Source organism: Nisaea denitrificans DSM 18348, assembly GCF_000426505.1.
GTDB classification, from domain to species: domain Bacteria; phylum Pseudomonadota; class Alphaproteobacteria; order Thalassobaculales; family Thalassobaculaceae; genus Nisaea; species Nisaea denitrificans.
In genome coordinates this window covers 171,982-186,729 of the sequence record NZ_AUFM01000019.1, presented here as the reverse complement: position 1 = coordinate 186,729, position 14,748 = coordinate 171,982, and the positions used below count along the sequence as shown (strand labels likewise).

General features: G+C 61.0%; 11 protein-coding genes and 1 rRNA gene. All 12 read right to left on the bottom strand.

All coding sequences use genetic code 11. The features are described 5' to 3' along the window. Positions 1 to 213, bottom strand: a 16S ribosomal RNA gene (locus K328_RS0114900); the annotation flags it as partial. Between the two features lie 585 nt (positions 214 to 798). Beyond that, entirely contained in the window at positions 799 to 1,893 is a 1,095-nt protein-coding gene (locus K328_RS0114895) for a polyamine ABC transporter substrate-binding protein (RefSeq protein WP_028466654.1), read from the bottom strand. A gap of 266 nt (positions 1,894 to 2,159) precedes the next feature. Next, a complete protein-coding gene (locus K328_RS0114890) occupies positions 2,160 to 3,173 on the bottom strand; it encodes an Ldh family oxidoreductase (RefSeq protein ID WP_028466653.1) in 1,014 nt (337 codons plus the stop codon). A gap of 93 nt (positions 3,174 to 3,266) precedes the next feature. Beyond that, positions 3,267 to 3,404, bottom strand: a complete 138-nt coding sequence (locus K328_RS26705; protein WP_156901376.1) for a hypothetical protein — start codon at positions 3,402 to 3,404, stop codon at positions 3,267 to 3,269. A 13-nt stretch (positions 3,405 to 3,417) separates the two neighbouring features. After that, positions 3,418 to 5,451, bottom strand: a complete 2,034-nt coding sequence (locus tag K328_RS26405) for a TRAP transporter large permease subunit (RefSeq protein WP_084608332.1) — start codon at positions 5,449 to 5,451, stop codon at positions 3,418 to 3,420. Between the two features lie 95 nt (positions 5,452 to 5,546). Beyond that, complete coding sequence (locus K328_RS0114875) at positions 5,547 to 6,572, bottom strand: TRAP transporter substrate-binding protein (protein WP_028466651.1); 1,026 nt, start codon at positions 6,570 to 6,572, stop codon at positions 5,547 to 5,549. Positions 6,573 to 6,809: 237 nt separating this feature from the next. Beyond that, positions 6,810 to 7,409: a 2-hydroxychromene-2-carboxylate isomerase gene (locus K328_RS0114870; RefSeq protein WP_028466650.1), complete on the bottom strand. Its 600-nt coding sequence runs from the start codon at positions 7,407 to 7,409 to the stop codon at positions 6,810 to 6,812. Between the two features lie 112 nt (positions 7,410 to 7,521). Further along, positions 7,522 to 8,454, bottom strand: coding sequence for an ornithine cyclodeaminase family protein (locus K328_RS0114865; RefSeq protein ID WP_028466649.1), 933 nt, complete (start codon positions 8,452 to 8,454; stop codon positions 7,522 to 7,524). Continuing rightward, a complete protein-coding gene (locus K328_RS0114860) occupies positions 8,451 to 8,990 on the bottom strand; it encodes a GNAT family N-acetyltransferase (protein ID WP_036554439.1) in 540 nt (179 codons plus the stop codon). Before K328_RS0114860 ends, K328_RS0114865 begins: the two co-directional genes overlap by 4 nt. Continuing rightward, positions 8,987 to 10,621, bottom strand: coding sequence for an acyl-CoA synthetase (locus K328_RS0114855; RefSeq protein ID WP_028466647.1), 1,635 nt, complete (start codon positions 10,619 to 10,621; stop codon positions 8,987 to 8,989). The genes K328_RS0114860 and K328_RS0114855 overlap by 4 nt, the downstream gene beginning before the upstream one ends. A gap of 117 nt (positions 10,622 to 10,738) precedes the next feature. Next, positions 10,739 to 12,769 carry an elongation factor G gene (locus tag K328_RS0114850; RefSeq protein WP_028466646.1) on the bottom strand — a complete coding sequence of 677 codons (2,031 nt, stop codon included), beginning with the start codon at positions 12,767 to 12,769 and terminating at the stop codon, positions 10,739 to 10,741. A 182-nt stretch (positions 12,770 to 12,951) separates the two neighbouring features. Next, positions 12,952 to 14,667 (bottom strand): FAD-dependent oxidoreductase, encoded by a 1,716-nt coding sequence (locus K328_RS0114845; RefSeq protein ID WP_028466645.1) that lies wholly within the window; start codon positions 14,665 to 14,667, stop codon positions 12,952 to 12,954. Positions 14,668 to 14,748 lie beyond the last annotated feature (81 nt).

The following is a 14,748-nucleotide window of genomic DNA, read 5'->3' as shown; positions in this document are numbered from 1 at the left end:
GGGCCCCTCCCAAGGCGATAAATCTTTCCCCCGCAGGGGACATACGGTATTAGCGGCCGTTTCCAGCCGTTATCCCGTACCTCAGGGCAGGTTCCCACGCGTTACTCACCCGTGCGCCACTGTCCAGTACCCGAAGGCACCTTCTCGTTCGACTTGCATGTGTTAGGCATGCCGCCAGCGTTCGTTCTGAGCCAGGATCAAACTCTCAAGTTGAGTGAGCCATCCATCCGCAAAAACACGAACAGACAACACAAAACTTTAGATCCAATCCTATGCACAAGAGCTTCTGTGTTAACTTTAGCTCAGGATGCTCAAGATCAATCATATTATGATCGAAAACCGGCAAACCAATTCAGGCCCGCCGCCTGCGCATCCCTTTCCTATATCTACAATGTCAAAGAGCTTCCGAGGTCTCCCCCGAACCAAAATCTCCAACTATTCCAGAGACTTCGGACCCCGCCGCCGCGCCCCAATCAGTGGGCCGCTCCGCAACGGGAGGCGCCTTATACGACCCACCCTCACAAACCGTCAAACACTTATTTAAAAAAAAATGACGTTCTGAGAAATTTCTCATGAAAACCTAGGAAAACCGCCAGACACGTCAGCCAGACAACCGAACACCGACCGGCCGCGCCTTCGACAGTCCCTGCGTCATCAGACAATCAGCTCAGCGAGTCCGGCAGCGAGATGCTCCTGCCCCCTCAAATCCGGGCGTAAAAAATGCGGGCGTCAGGATAGCCCCCTGACGCCCGCACATACCGCCTTCAAGCCCAGCTATGCTGGACCCAGGCATATGCCCTACTGGCCTGCCTTAAGCTTCGTCCAGCTGCGCTTCAGCAGCCTGTCGTACCGGGCCGAACGGGCCAGGGTCGGGAACAGGTTCTTTTTGATCTCGTCCGTCGGATAGATCGACGGGTTGGTCCGGACTTCCTCGTCGACCATCGGCAGCGAGGCCTGGTTCGCGTTGGCATAGAGTACGTAATTCGAGATATCCGCCGCGATCTGCGGCCGCATCACGAAATCGATGAAGGCGTGAGCATTCTCCGGATGCGGCGCATCCGCCGGGATGGCCAGCATGTCGAACCAGACCACCGCCCCTTCCTTCGGGATGACGTACTGCACCTCGACGCCCTGATTGGCTTCCGCTGCCCGATCCGAAGCCTGCAGGATGTCTCCGGAATATCCCATGGCGAGGCAGGTCTCCCCGTTCGCCAGGTCATCGATATATTGCGAGGAATGGAAATACCGGATGTGAGGCTGAACCTTGGCGAGCAGTTCTTCCGCCTTGGCCAGATCGTCCGGAGATTCGCTGTTCGGATCGAGACCGAGATATTTCAGCGCGGTCGCCATCACGTCGGTAGGCGCATCCAGCAGGCTGACACCGCAATCGGCGAGCTTCGCGACGACAGCCGGATCGAAGAACAGGCTCCAGGTATCCGCCGGCACTTCACCGAGCCGTTGCTTGATGGCCTTCACATTGTACCCGAAGCCGGTCGTGCCCCACATATAGGTCACCGCGTGCGCATTGTCCGGGTCGTGCAAAGCCACGCGCGCGCTGATCACCGGATCCATGTTCTTCAGGTTCGGCAATTTCGCCGGATCGAGCTTCTGGAAAATGCCGGCCTTGATCTGGCGCTCGAGGAAGTTGGCCGTCGGCACAACCACATCGTAACCGGTCGATCCGGTCAGCAACTTGGCTTCGACGATCTCGTTACTGTCGAAAACGTCGTAATTGACCTTGATACCCGTCTCCGCCTCGAATTTCTGGATCGTGTCCTCGGCGATATAATCGCTCCAGTTATAGACGTTCAGAACCTTCTCTTCGGCGCTGACCACCCCGCCAAACATTGTTGCGGCAACGGTGGCCGCTGCAAATAACCCTCGTGACACCATAACGGCTGCTCCTCTCACGGTTCTGCAGATCCCTGATAATCCTATTGCCATAGCTCCCGTCGCCGGTCACGCGGAATGCATGGCAATGATAACGGATGAGACGAATTTATTATTGAACACTCGCCCGCATACGTTATGATGACGCACTCCAAATGCCTTCAGGGCTAGATCAAGCCTCCGCCCTGTTCGACTTGGCCCGGGCGCGTCAACACGCGACCCGGTCCATTTTTATCCGAAGCACGTTTTCTCACCGAACCCGACTGCGCTCAGGTGCCAACCAACTCCGTAAGGGTGCGGAACAGGCTCTGCGGAACCCGGATGCCATCCCTGGCCGTCTTCGACCGGGCTTTGCGCCGCCGGTCGCCAGGCAAGCGCACACCATCATCGGCCAGCATCCGCTCGAACAGCAGATCAGCGTGAGCCGCGAATCCCGCACCATCCCCGAACCGGGCCGGATCGAGAGCGATAATCAACTCCCCGCCAACAGGAGGGCCGCCATCGCCGTTATCCACCGCCTCGGCCTCGAAACTCAGCTTGTCCCCGATCAGGGCGCCCACCAGCAACTCGACCATCATGGCCAGCGCCGCCCCCTTGTAGCCACCGAAGGCAAGCTGCGCGCCGCCGTCGAGGATTGCCTTGGGGTCGGTCGTGTCCCTGCCGTTGCGGTCAATCCCGGCGCCGTAGGGAACCGAATGACCGTCCCGGGCGGCGATCATGATCTCCCCCCGCGCCATGGTCGAGGATGCCTGATCGAAAACCATCGGGTGCTTGCCGGGCCGTGGCCAGGCAAACGCCATCGGGTTGGTCCCAAAGATCGGCGTCCGGCCACCCGGCGCGACGACATACGGGAAGGCTGCTGTGAAAGCGAATGCGACCAGCCCCTGCTCGGCCAGCGCCTCCGTCTCCGGCCAGAGGGCCGCAAAATGATAGATATCGTTCAGCGCCAGTGCTGCGATGCCATTGCTCTTCGCCCGCTCCACCAATGCGGGCTGGCCTACCTCCAATGCCAATGGCGCAAAGCCGCCATCGCCCGCCACCCGGACCACGGAGGGCGCGAGATCGCTGACCACCGGCCGTGCCTTGCCATTCGCCTTGCCGCTCTTCAGCGAGGCGACATAGCCGGGAATCCGGAACAACCCATGGGAATGGCAAAGGTCACGCTCTGCCGCCGCGACGATATCAGCGACCGCGCGCGCGTTTTCCTCATCCGCTCCATGCTGGGTGAGGCACCGCGCCGCAAGCACGTGCGCCTCTTCCAAACTCATAGTGACTGACTGCATCGTCTCCCTCCATCCGTCTTTCCTCACAAAAGCACGGAAAGACGAATCGTGGAATCCGGTTCGCTCCAGATTGACGGGCTCGATTGCCAGGGATCAGGAAAATCCGTCGGCAACCGCAAACATGAAGACGATAAGAGCAATGCCTATCAGGACACCGATCACAGTCGGCGATATCCCATAGGACCCGGCGATAGCGTCTTCATCGTCCTCGTGCTGATCATACAGTGACATGGGAAACCTCCGATTAATTCAGCAACTGTGGCATCCACAGAGCGATCTGCGGGAAGAACATGACCAGGAGCATGCCGACGATCTGCAAACAGATAAACGGAATGACACTGACAAAGATTTCCTGCAGCGTGACATCACGCGGAGCAACCGATTTCAACCAGAAACAGGCCGGCCCGAAGGGCGGGCTGAGGAAATAGATCTGGATGTTCATGACGAACAGGATCCCGAACCAGACCGCGGCCCATTCCGGCTCCATACCAAGCTCGGGCGCCAGGTCCCGAACCACCGGCGCGAAGACCGGTACGGTGATGAAGATAATCGCAATCCATTCCATGAAGGTGCCGAGGATGACCAGGATCGCCATCATCACGAAGATCGTGCCGAAAGCCCCCAGACCGGCCCCCTTGATCAGGTCCCGCATGAAATCTGCACCGCCGATCAGGTTGTAAAGCCCGACAAACGCGACCGCACCGAGGATCAGCCAGATGATCGTCCCAACCACCGACATCGTGTTGGCGAGACAATCCCGGATCAAGGCGTAGTTGAACTGGAAACGGACCGCGGCGACAATAATCGCCCCGAAAACACCGACCGCAGCAGCCTCCGTCACACTGGTGATGCCGCCATAGATCGAGCCCATTACACAGACGATCAACAAGATGCACAGGACAACTGCCCAGACCTGATGGCGACCGAGCTTGGTCTCCTCACCGGTTTTCGCAGCTATCTCCGCAGCCGTCGGCGCCAAGTCGTGATTAAGGTTGCAGCGGATCAGGACGTAGGTCACGTAGAATGCGGCGAGCATGAGCCCGGGGATGAAACCGGCGGAAAACAGGTCGCCGATCCCGACATTGGCGCTCAGGCCGTAAACGATCATGACGATTGAGGGAGGTATCAGGGTCGCCAGGGCCCCAGCCGCGCAGATCAGGCCGATCGTCAGCTTGCGGTCGTAACCCAGTCGCAGCATCTGCGGCAGAGCCACCAGCCCCAGCATCACGATCTCGCCTCCCATGACACCGGACATGGCAGCCAGAATCACAGCCACGATCGTCGTCTGGAGTGCGACGCCGCCGCGCAGTCCGCCAGCGAAGATCGACATGGCATCGAACAGATCCTGTGCAATACCGGATCGTTCCAGAATAGAAGCCATCAGAACGAAGAACGGCACTGCCACTAGCGGATATTTTTCCAGCAGGTCCATCGCGTTGGTCGAGACCAGATACATGCCGGTGGTGCCGTAGAACATCAGCGCACAAACGACAGAGATGATCAGGGTCACGATGCCCAGCGGCATACCTGTCATCATCAGCGCAAGCAGCGCAGCAACAATCAGCAGCGAGATCGTCGCGATCCCGACCTCATCTCGGTCGACATTGAAGTGATCAACGAAGGCGCTGCCATTCTCGGCTAGCGTCTCTTCGAAACCATACCAGAGACTCTCGGTACCGCCGTAATGACCAAAGATTTGCAGCAACAGACGAAGGCAGATCAGCGCCATGACGGCCAAAACGGCTATCTGAAGTGGGCGGGTCCTGAAATGACGCCTCAGATTGACCAGCAACTGCATGAGATAGAGGAACAGTCCGCTGACCAATACGGTCTTCAGGACCATCGGCAACGGCGAATTCCAGGCCGTCCCGCCGCGCTCCGTCAGATCGATACTCTCGAGCGCGCGGATCAGGGTGTCCGATACCAGCATGTAGAGAGCGAAGACGCCGACCACCATTGCGAACAGATCGAGCCACCAACGGACCCGGTCGGACGCCATCAGGTAGAAAACCGTGATCCCGATATGTCGTTTACGGAGCGTCACGAAGCCGGCTGAGAGCATCCATGAAGAGGCGCACAGGACCATCACGACTTCAAAGACCCATTGGGTGGGGCTGTTGAAAACGTAGCGGGCGATCACTTCCCACAAGGTACAGGCCGCGGCCAGCAGATAGAGATTGCTTACTGCCAGACCGAGGAACCTGCTGACATGGTCCACAGAGCGGCTGAATGTCGCGGCAACCGGTGCCCCGACCATTAATTCAGTATGTCCGGCCATCGTGCGTGCGCTCCGTTGGTCGTCAGAAAAACTGGAAAGAAAAGGAAGGAGCCGCCGCACCCGTCAGGGCGCGGCGGTTTCAAGAGGAGATTTCTCTATTCCTTCAGAAGACCGACGCTACGCATGTAAGCGAGATGTGCGTCCAGAGCTTCCTTCGCCAACGGAGACTTGGCAGCAAAATCGTGCCAGGCACCGACAGCAATCTCACGGAACTTGGCGCGTTCTTCTTTCGACCAATCGATCACCGTGATTTCGCCACCAGCCCGCTGCTCGGCCGCGATGGCACGGTCCTGCAGATCGGCTTCACGCCGCATCGCGTCGTAAGCGGCCGAATACCAGACCTCGAGCGCTGTCTGGCCTTCCTTGCCGAGCTTGTCCCAAACCTTCTTGTTCACAATGAACTGAAGGACAGCCATGGAGTGGATACCCGGATAGATCGGGAACTTGGCCACCTTGTACATACCGGAGGCGTTGTTGTTGACGTGGGCCGACGCATCAGCAGCGTCGATCACGCCTTTCTCGAGTGCCGTATAGACTTCGGAGAATGGCAGCGACACTGGAGCCGCGCCGGCGCGCTTGAACACTTCCGCGGCAAGGCCTTCCGGAGAACGGACCTTCACGCCTTTCATATCGGCTACGGACTTGATCGGAATGGTGGAAACGAAGGCCTCCTTGGCATAGGGACCACAGCCGACGACATGGACTTTGCCCTTGGTGTACTTGTCGTACAGCTTCTGGAGAATTTCCTTGCCGCCACCATGCATGCAGAAGGTGCGGACCTGGTCGACAGTATCGTATCCGGCGATCAGATCTCCGATCACCGCGAAGGCCGGGTCACGACCGGAGAAATAGCTCACGGCATTCAGGTCGCCGTCGAGGATCCCGTTCGCCACCGCATCGATCGTCTCACGGTGAGGAACAACCGCCTTCGTCGGCAGCACCTCTATCTTCACCGACCCGCTGGTCATCTCGCCGAGCTTCGGCGCCCAGGTATCCGTCATGAAGCGGTGCGCCCAATCGCCCGCTTTCGAACTTGCCTGTACTTTCATTGTTTTGGCTTCGGCCACGCCCGTCAAAGCGACAAGCATAGCGGCGCTCAGAATCGCGATTCCGCGTTTCATTCTAGTCCTCCCTGTTATATCCGGCCCGATTTGATTCGGCCGTTCTTTGGAGCCCTATCCGCGACAAACGCCGTTTCGCGTCAGCCGAAGCAAAAGCTCTTTGCACGGGCAACCGTAAGGGAGGAGGCTCGAAGAGCCAAGCAACAACGTATACGTAATAATGCCTGATAAGAATGATTGCCGTTACGCGGGCACCGTCAGCCTCACCACATTCACCCCTGCCGGATAAACGGACGCTCAATCAGCGCCGAGTTTCTCGGCGACAAAATCGAGCCGGTCCTGTCCCCAGAACAGCTCCTCATCAATGATAAAGGACGGCGCCCCGAAGACGCCGCGATGCAGCGCCAATTCGGTATCCTCCGCGAACGCGGCCTTTGTCTCTTCGCTCTTGGCGGCCTTGATCAGCGATGCGCCGTCCAGACCGGCCTTCTGGCAACAGTCCGCCAGAACGCCTTCATCGTCGATCGACCGGTCCTGCTCCCAGAGGCTTTCCAGAATCAGCGTCGACAACAACAAGGCATCACCACCGGCAAGGCGGGCGGCGGTCACCAGATGAGCCGACAGGGGTGTTTTTGCCGGGAAATTCTCCGGCTCGATGACGATGGGAAGGCCAAGATGCCGCTTCCAGCGGGCGAGTTCGACAAGCCGGTAGGCACGCCGCTGCGGCGCCCGCTTCGGCAGCGGCAAACCGCCGGACTGCGAAAAGATCTGTCCGAAATCGACCGCATAGACATTCACCTCGGCGCCGACCTTCTGGGTCATCGCCATGAACCGCCGGGCGCCGAGATAGCTCCACGGACTGGAAGTGGTCATAAAATAATCGACGGTCACGGTCATGATCCAGTTTCCCCGCTGAAACGTTTATTCTGGGTGTCAGGAACGCGCATTCTACTCAGCTTTGGGCCACGCCGCGAAGAAGTATAAAGTCCGGATCTTGGACAAGAGCCGTTCAGACACCGGCGAGTTGCATTATGGCCCGTGCGGTCATCAGGTCGAGATGCGCTCCGCCGCCGTTCTTGAACAAGGTTATCTCCGCATCACCGGTCCGGCCTTTGGCGCCGGAAGCCAGATCGTAGAGGTCGGCCCTGACATCCGCCGGCCCGATCAGCCCCGCAGCGATCGGGATGGCAAGATCGCCAACATCCGCGACTGTGGTCTCCCGGCAGTCCACGAACAGGCGCGCCCTGGCGATCAGCGCATCGTCGGCCTCTCGCATCTCCGGCGTGAACCCTCCGACCAGATCGACATGAACTCCGGGCGATACCCACTCCCCCATCAGAACCGGAGCGCGGGCCATGGTCGCCGTGGCGACGATATCGGCATCCGCGACCGCCGCGGGCAGGCTATCTACCCGGATGACCGGCAGGCCGTCCCGGCGCAATTGCTCGCAGAGATCGTCAGCGCGTTGCTGGGAGCGATTGTGAATCTCGATCCGCTCCAGCCCCGGGAACAATTCCGCATAGGCCCGAGCCAACGTACCCGCGACCGTCCCCGCACCGATAATGACCAGTTTTCGGCTGTCCGGACGGGCAAGGTAACGGGCGCCGAGAACAGAATCCGCCGCCGTCTTCCAGTCCGTCACCATGGTGCCGTCGAGCACTGCTTCCGGTGTTCCGGTGCCGTCCGCGAAGACCAGCATCGCCGCCTGCACGGTTGGCAATCCCGCCGCCGTGTTCCCCGGCATCACGCTGGCGGATTTCACCCCCATGCCGAGCCCGTCGATCCAGGCGCAGCGCGTCAACAGCGCATCGCCGTCTCTTTCGAGCAACTGGTCCCCGATCCGGGCGCGCGGCAACCTGTGCCCTGCCTCGAGCGCATCGACGATGGCCCGCCAGGACAGGCGACCGGCGACATCCTCGGGGCCGATATAGCGGAGCGTCATGCCAGCTCTTCCCGTTTGATCCGGTAAAGCACGTGTCGCCGGAGCCGATTGCCGGGCTCCAGCATCGGATGGTCGAAATCATTCGCGGGATCGTGGCGCATGCCGATCTTTTCCATGACGGCCCTCGACCGGATATTCATCGGCACGGTGAAGGAGACGATTTCCTCCAGGCCAAGCTGCCCAAAGCCATGGGCCAGTGCTCCCCGCGCAGCTTCCGTGGCAAAGCCCTGCCCCCATTGGGCGTGATCCAACCGCCAGCCGATCTCGACCGCCGGCATGAAAGGCGCCTCGAAGCGCGGCACGGAGAGGCCGGTGAATCCAATGAAGGCGTTCTTGTCTTTCCGCTCCACTGCGAAGAGACCGAACCCGCGCTCCTCGAAATGAAGCTCGATCCGGTCCGCCAGTGCATCCGACTCTTCCCGAGTGAGCTGCTTCGGCAAGAACGCGCAAACTTCGGCCGAGGCATTCAGCGACGCAAAAGGCGCGCGATCTGCCGCGCGCCAGCGACGGAGGATCAACCGCTCCGTTTCGATCACTCTCCGTCACGCTCCGCATCGTGCAGGGCACGGAGATCCTTGCGGACGATCTTGCCCGTGGTGGTCATTGGCAGCGAGTCGACAAATGCGACACGGCGGGGATATTCATGCGCCGCGAGACGGGTCTTCACATAATCCTGGATATCCTTGGCCAGCACATCGTCGCCAACGCAGCCACTCTTCAGAACGATAAACGCCTTCACGGCCTGTGTGCGCAATGGATCCGGCACACCGATCACCGCCGCCATTGCCACCGCCGGGTGACCAACCAGACAATCCTCGATTTCACCCGGGCCGATCCGATAACCCGCCGAGGTGATGACGTCATCGTCGCGGCCGACATACCAGAAATAGCCATCGGCATCGCGCACAGCCTGATCGCCGGTCAGCAGCCAGTCACCGGCGAATTTCTTCTCCGTCGCTTCGGGATTGTTCCAGTACTGCAGGAACATCACGGGATCGCCTTTCGCGATACCGACATTGCCCTGGATTCCGTCCGGCAGAGGGTTTCCGTCATCGTCGACAATAGCAACATCATGCCCAGGAATGGCCCGGCCCATCGCCCCCGGACGCACCTCCATCACATCGGCGCAGTTACCGACTACGACATTGCACTCCGTCTGGCCGTAGAACTCGTTGATGGTGAGCCCGAAAGTCTCCCGCCCCCAGTCCAGCAGCTCCGCACCCAGCGTCTCGCCGCCGGAGACAACCGAGCGCACATCGTAGCTGTAGCGTTCGCGCGGCCGGTCGACCTGGCGCATCAGCTTCAGCGCGGTCGGCGGCAGGAAGCTGTTCCGCACACCGTGCTCCTGCATCAGCCAGAAAGCCTCTTCCGGATCGAACTTGCGGGCCCTGTATGCGAGCACCGGCACCCCGTGATGCCAGGCCGGCAGCAACACATCGATCAGCCCACCAATCCAGGCCCAATCGGCCGGGGTCCAGTACAGATCGCCCGGTTTCGGGAACATCCGGTTCGGAAACTCCACACCCGGCAAATGTCCAAGCAGGACCCGGTGCGCATGAAGCGCGCCCTTAGGCGGCCCGGTCGTGCCGGAGGTGTAGATAATGAGGGCTGGATCGTCCGCTTTGGTATCGATGATTTCAAAGCCGTCCGAAGCCCGCTCAAGCGCGGGCGTGAACGCCGTGAAATCATCGCCGTCCGCGGCGACGTCGGTGACAAAGATATGGCGCAGCGCGGGCACCTGATCCCGGAAGGTCCGGATCTTCGCCAGCCCGAGCTCGTCAGTGACCACAGCGGACGCGCCGGAATTGACCAGCCGGTAGACCAGCGCCTCTTCGGCAAAGAGCGCAAAGAGCGGCACCGCGATCATTCCGGCCTTGTAGATTGCCGTATGGGCAAAAGCGGTTTCGGGGCGCTGCGGCAGCAGGATCGCCACCCTTTCCCCGCGCTTGATACCACTGGCCGTCAGCACATTCGCAAACTTGCCGGAGGATTTCGCGACATCCCCGAAACTGTAGTGGGCGACCGTGCCGTCCTCGGTCCGGTAGATCAGTGCCAGGGCGTCCGGATTCTGCCGGTCCGCGATATCGCGGCCGATATTGTAGCGCTCCGGAATACGCCATTCGAAAGCGCCGCGGATCGCGGCGTAAGTGCTGCCATTCGGTAGCATGAGACTGAGTTCCCTCCCCAAGGAATCAGGCCAAGAAGCCAGGAGGGGAAAAAGATCATGGAATGAGGCGCCCGGCCAGTGGAAAGCCGGTCGGACGCCTTCATTAAATGCTCTAGGTCACCCCGTCGCCACGGCAGTTCTGCCTTCCACCACCTGATCGGCGATCCGGCCGGTCAGTTCCGCCAGATGGTCGAACGTACCGTCATAGAAACCGATCCCCCCGGTGTGGGAGCGGATCTCGATAATCAGGTCCCTGGTCTCGCTCTCAGGCAGATAGGCCTCGACCTCGTCCCAGCCGCTCCAGTCATCCTTGGCCTTGAAGCCCAGGATCTGCCCTCGCCGGCCGGAGATGATCCGCTGCACCCGCGCCGTCGCATCGTTCGGCACGGAGATCACGACTTTCTGGATCGGCTCCAGCAACACCGGCTTGCACTTGGGGAGCCCCTCGTTCATGGCCATGCGCGCCGCCGTCTTGAAGGCCATGTCGGAGCTGTCTACCGCGTGGGCCGAGCCATCACAAAGCTCCACCGCCACATCGACGACCTCGAAGCCGAGCGGGCCGCGCCGCATGAAATCCTTCACCCCCTCTTCAACCGAGGGAATGTACTGCTTGGGTACCGAGCCTCCGACGATACTGTTCCTGAAGGCGAAGCCCTCACCCCGGCCAAGCGGCTCGATCTTGATCTTCACGTCGCCGAACTGGCCGTGACCACCGGTCTGCTTCTTGTGCCGCGCGTGCTGCTCCGCGCTCTTCCGGATCGATTCCTTGTAGGGCACACCGGGCTCGCGGGCCTCGACATGCAGTTTGAACCGGCTCTCCAGCCGTTCGATCATCACCCGCAGGTGCGTATCGCCCTGCCCCCGGATCACCAACTCGCCAAGCGCGGCATTGTGTTCGACCCGAAAAGAGGGGTCCTCCTCCGCCAGCTTGGCAAGCGCGCCGGAAAGCTTCACCTCGTCGCCGCGATTGGTCGGCGTGATGGCAAGACCGTAAACCGGAGTGAGCGGTGCGGGCCAATCCAGCGCGGCGGCGCCGCCCGGAGTCAGCAAATCGCCCGTCAGGATCTCGTCCATCCGGCCGAAAGAAACAACATCCCCTAAAGACGCAGAGCTGCATTTCTCCATTTTCGCGCCGGTCACATGGTTGATGCCGCTGACCCGCTGGCCGTTCAGCTCCTCTCCGTCCTTCACCACTCCGTGCCAGACCCGGACATAGGAGAGCTTGCCCATATGGGCCGCATGCACCGTCTTGAAAACCTGACAAACCGCAGCGTCCATCGCGCTGATACCGAGGCGCTCAGCCGTCGCCGCAACGCCCGGCGTCTCATGGCGCAGGGTCTTGAGCAGCCGCTGCACGCCATGATCCTTTTCCGCCCCGCCGAGCAGGACCGGGACAACCAGATCGCCCTGAAGCGTCTCGGTGAGCTGGCCATAGACATCCGGCGCGGCCGGCTCGACATCCTCAAGCAGTTGCTCCAGCAGCGCGTCGTCGAAGTCCGACAGGGTCTCCAGCATCTCGTTCCGGGCTTCCTTCTCCCGGTCTGTCACCGCGTCCGGGATCTGCACAAGCTTCGACGGCTTGCCGTTCTGGTACTGGTAGGCCCGCTCGCTCACAAGATCGACATAGCCAGTCACCGCATCGCCACTGTCGCGGATCGGCACCTGGCGCAGTGCCACGGGCCGGTCGGAAACATCCTGCAAGGAATGCATGATGTCGCGCATGCGATCGTTCGAGTCCTCGATCTTGTTGACGAAAATCACATGCGGGATGTCGTGGGCGTCGAGGAACTTGAGATAAGGGGTAAGGGCCGCCGCCTTGCCGATTTCCGGGTCGGCCACCACAATCGCGATATCGGCGACCATGCAGGCATTGCGCATGTCCTGATTGAAATCGAGACCGCCGGGCGTATCGATGAAGATCCAGTCCTCATCCAGAAACCGGCCCCGCCCGAGGGTGAGTTCCGTACTCGCCTGACGTTTGCGGGATTCTTCGGCACTATCTCCGACGGTCGAGCCGTCCCTGACGAGACCTTTCTTGTGCAGGGTCCCCGTCGCCAGAAGCAGCGCCTCGAAAAGCGAGGTCTTGCCGCTCAGATAGGGACCCACAAGCACCGCGCAACGGGGTGTGTTTCCACTCTTGTCTGCCATTGTATCCTCCCTGTGATTTGCCGGTTCCGGATCCATGATCGGATCGGTCCGGCCCGCCTCTTTTCAAGGCGGTTTCAAGCCGGCGGTAGGCGCCAGCACCAGGGAGCGGCGCGAGCGCACACGCCATCATCATTCCCGCACTTCCGGCGGCAAGAGGCAAGGAGATTCGCCGATTCGCGGGGTCAGGCATTACCTCCCGACATGTGCCGCGCGGCGATGTAGCCAAAGGTCACGGCCGGCCCGAGCGTGATACCACCACCGGGATAATTTCCACCCATAATGCTCGCCGCATCATTGCCGGCGGCGTAAAGGCCGGGAATTGGGGTCCCGTCGCCGTTCAGCACCCGGGCATTGCCGTCCGTCGCAAGGCCGGCAAAAGTCCCGAGATCGCCAATCTCCAGCCGGACGGCGTAATAGGGTCCATCGCCGATCGGGGCGACGCAGGGATTGGGCTTGTGTTCCGGGTCGCCGAGAGACCTGTTGTAGGAGGTACTGCCCCGACCGAATTCCGGGTCTTCGCCGTGCGCTGCCGGGCCGTTATAGGCCGCGACAGTCGCCCACAAGGCCGCCGGGTCGGCACCGATGGCGCCAGCCAATTCTTCCAGCGTCCGCCCAGTCAGCAGATAACCGCTCCTGATATGCGGGCGGAATGGCACCGGGTATGGCTTCACATAGCCGAGTCCATATTTCCGGAGCGTACGGTGATCGACAATGAAATAGGCGCAGATCTCGCCGCCTTCCTCGGTACAGCGTGCATACATGGCCTGGCAGAAATCATGATAGGACTCCGCCTCGTTCACGAACCGGCGGCCGGACCGGGTGACCGCGATCACGCCGGGTTTCGAACGGTCGACGAAATGCGGAAAGGTGCCCTGGGTTCCATCCGGCCAGACCGGGCGGGAGATCGGCACCCAGGCGGCTGCATTTGGCAGATCGTCCTGCACCGTCGCGCCGACACTCTCGCCCAGGCGCAACCCGTCCCCGGTATTTCCGGGAGGGGCTGGACTCAGATGCTCATGGCCCGACGGGGCGTGCGGAAAGAGCGCGGCGCGACGCCGGACATCCTGAGGAAATCCGCCAGCGGCCAACACGACGCCCTTGCTGGCCATAACCTCGACCCGGCCTTCGGGCGTTTCCACGACGGCGCCGACAACCCGGCCCGCATCGTCCTGCAGGATCTCGCGCACCGGTGCGCGTGTGCGGATCTCAACGCCCTTGTCGAAACAGGATTTCGCCAGCCGGGCGACCAGCGCATTGCCGTTCATCAGGCGCATGGAGCGGCCATGGAACAGCACGTCGCGCATATACTTGCAGAACAGCACGGCGACGAAGAAAGCGGACACAGGCGAGCGTGTCACGTTGAAGAAATGCAGCAACTCCTTGCCCGTGCCGATCATCATGCCGAGGAAGGTGATTTCCTTCAGCGGTTTTCGCAACCGCTTGATCTCCGGACCTAGCGCGCGGCCGTCGAAGGGCCGGGCGACGATGGACCGGCCGCCATCAAGGCCGCCCGGTGCACCCGGGTGATAATCGGCGAAGGTCGGGCCAAGATCGAATTGCAGGCTGGTCTCGCTCTCGAAGAACTCGACCGCCGTCGGGCCGGCATCGAGGAAAGCATCCACCCGTTCCGGGTCGTAGAACTCTCCGGCTTCGTGCTTGAGATAGGTTTCCGCCAAGGCGCGGCTGTCCTCCACCCCGGCGCGCTTCGCCGGCGCATTCACCGGAATCCACATCCAGCCGCCGGACCGGGCCGTGGTTCCACCGAACACAGGCTCTTTCTCAACCACCAGAACCTTGAGCCCGCGATGCGCCGCCGACACGGCACTGGCTAATCCACCTGCACCGGATCCAACCACCAAGACATCGACATTTTCCTGTCGCCCCGCCTGCCTTTTCATTCCCCGCCCTCCCGTTACGCATTTTTTCTTTTGACTCTACCCCCTTCCCTGCACCGGTCCATCGCCGTAATTGTCAAAGGG

What these genes read in the sequence shown, in the direction of transcription:
- K328_RS26405 (WP_084608332.1), bottom strand. Translation starts at nt 5,451, where the DNA reads ATGGCCGGACATACTGAATTAATGGTCGGGGCACCGGTTGCCGCGACA.
- K328_RS0114895 (WP_028466654.1), bottom strand. Translation starts at nt 1,893, where the DNA reads ATGGTGTCACGAGGGTTATTTGCAGCGGCCACCGTTGCCGCAACAATG.
- K328_RS0114870 (WP_028466650.1), bottom strand. Translation starts at nt 7,409, where the DNA reads ATGACCGTGACCGTCGATTATTTTATGACCACTTCCAGTCCGTGGAGC.
- K328_RS0114865 (WP_028466649.1), bottom strand. Translation starts at nt 8,454, where the DNA reads ATGACGCTCCGCTATATCGGCCCCGAGGATGTCGCCGGTCGCCTGTCC.
- K328_RS0114875 (WP_028466651.1), bottom strand. Translation starts at nt 6,572, where the DNA reads ATGAAACGCGGAATCGCGATTCTGAGCGCCGCTATGCTTGTCGCTTTG.
- K328_RS0114855 (WP_028466647.1), bottom strand. Translation starts at nt 10,621, where the DNA reads ATGCTACCGAATGGCAGCACTTACGCCGCGATCCGCGGCGCTTTCGAA.
- K328_RS26705 (WP_156901376.1), bottom strand. Translation starts at nt 3,404, where the DNA reads ATGTCACTGTATGATCAGCACGAGGACGATGAAGACGCTATCGCCGGG.
- K328_RS0114845 (WP_028466645.1), bottom strand. Translation starts at nt 14,667, where the DNA reads ATGAAAAGGCAGGCGGGGCGACAGGAAAATGTCGATGTCTTGGTGGTT.
- K328_RS0114850 (WP_028466646.1), bottom strand. Translation starts at nt 12,769, where the DNA reads ATGGCAGACAAGAGTGGAAACACACCCCGTTGCGCGGTGCTTGTGGGT.
- K328_RS0114890 (WP_028466653.1), bottom strand. Translation starts at nt 3,173, where the DNA reads ATGCAGTCAGTCACTATGAGTTTGGAAGAGGCGCACGTGCTTGCGGCG.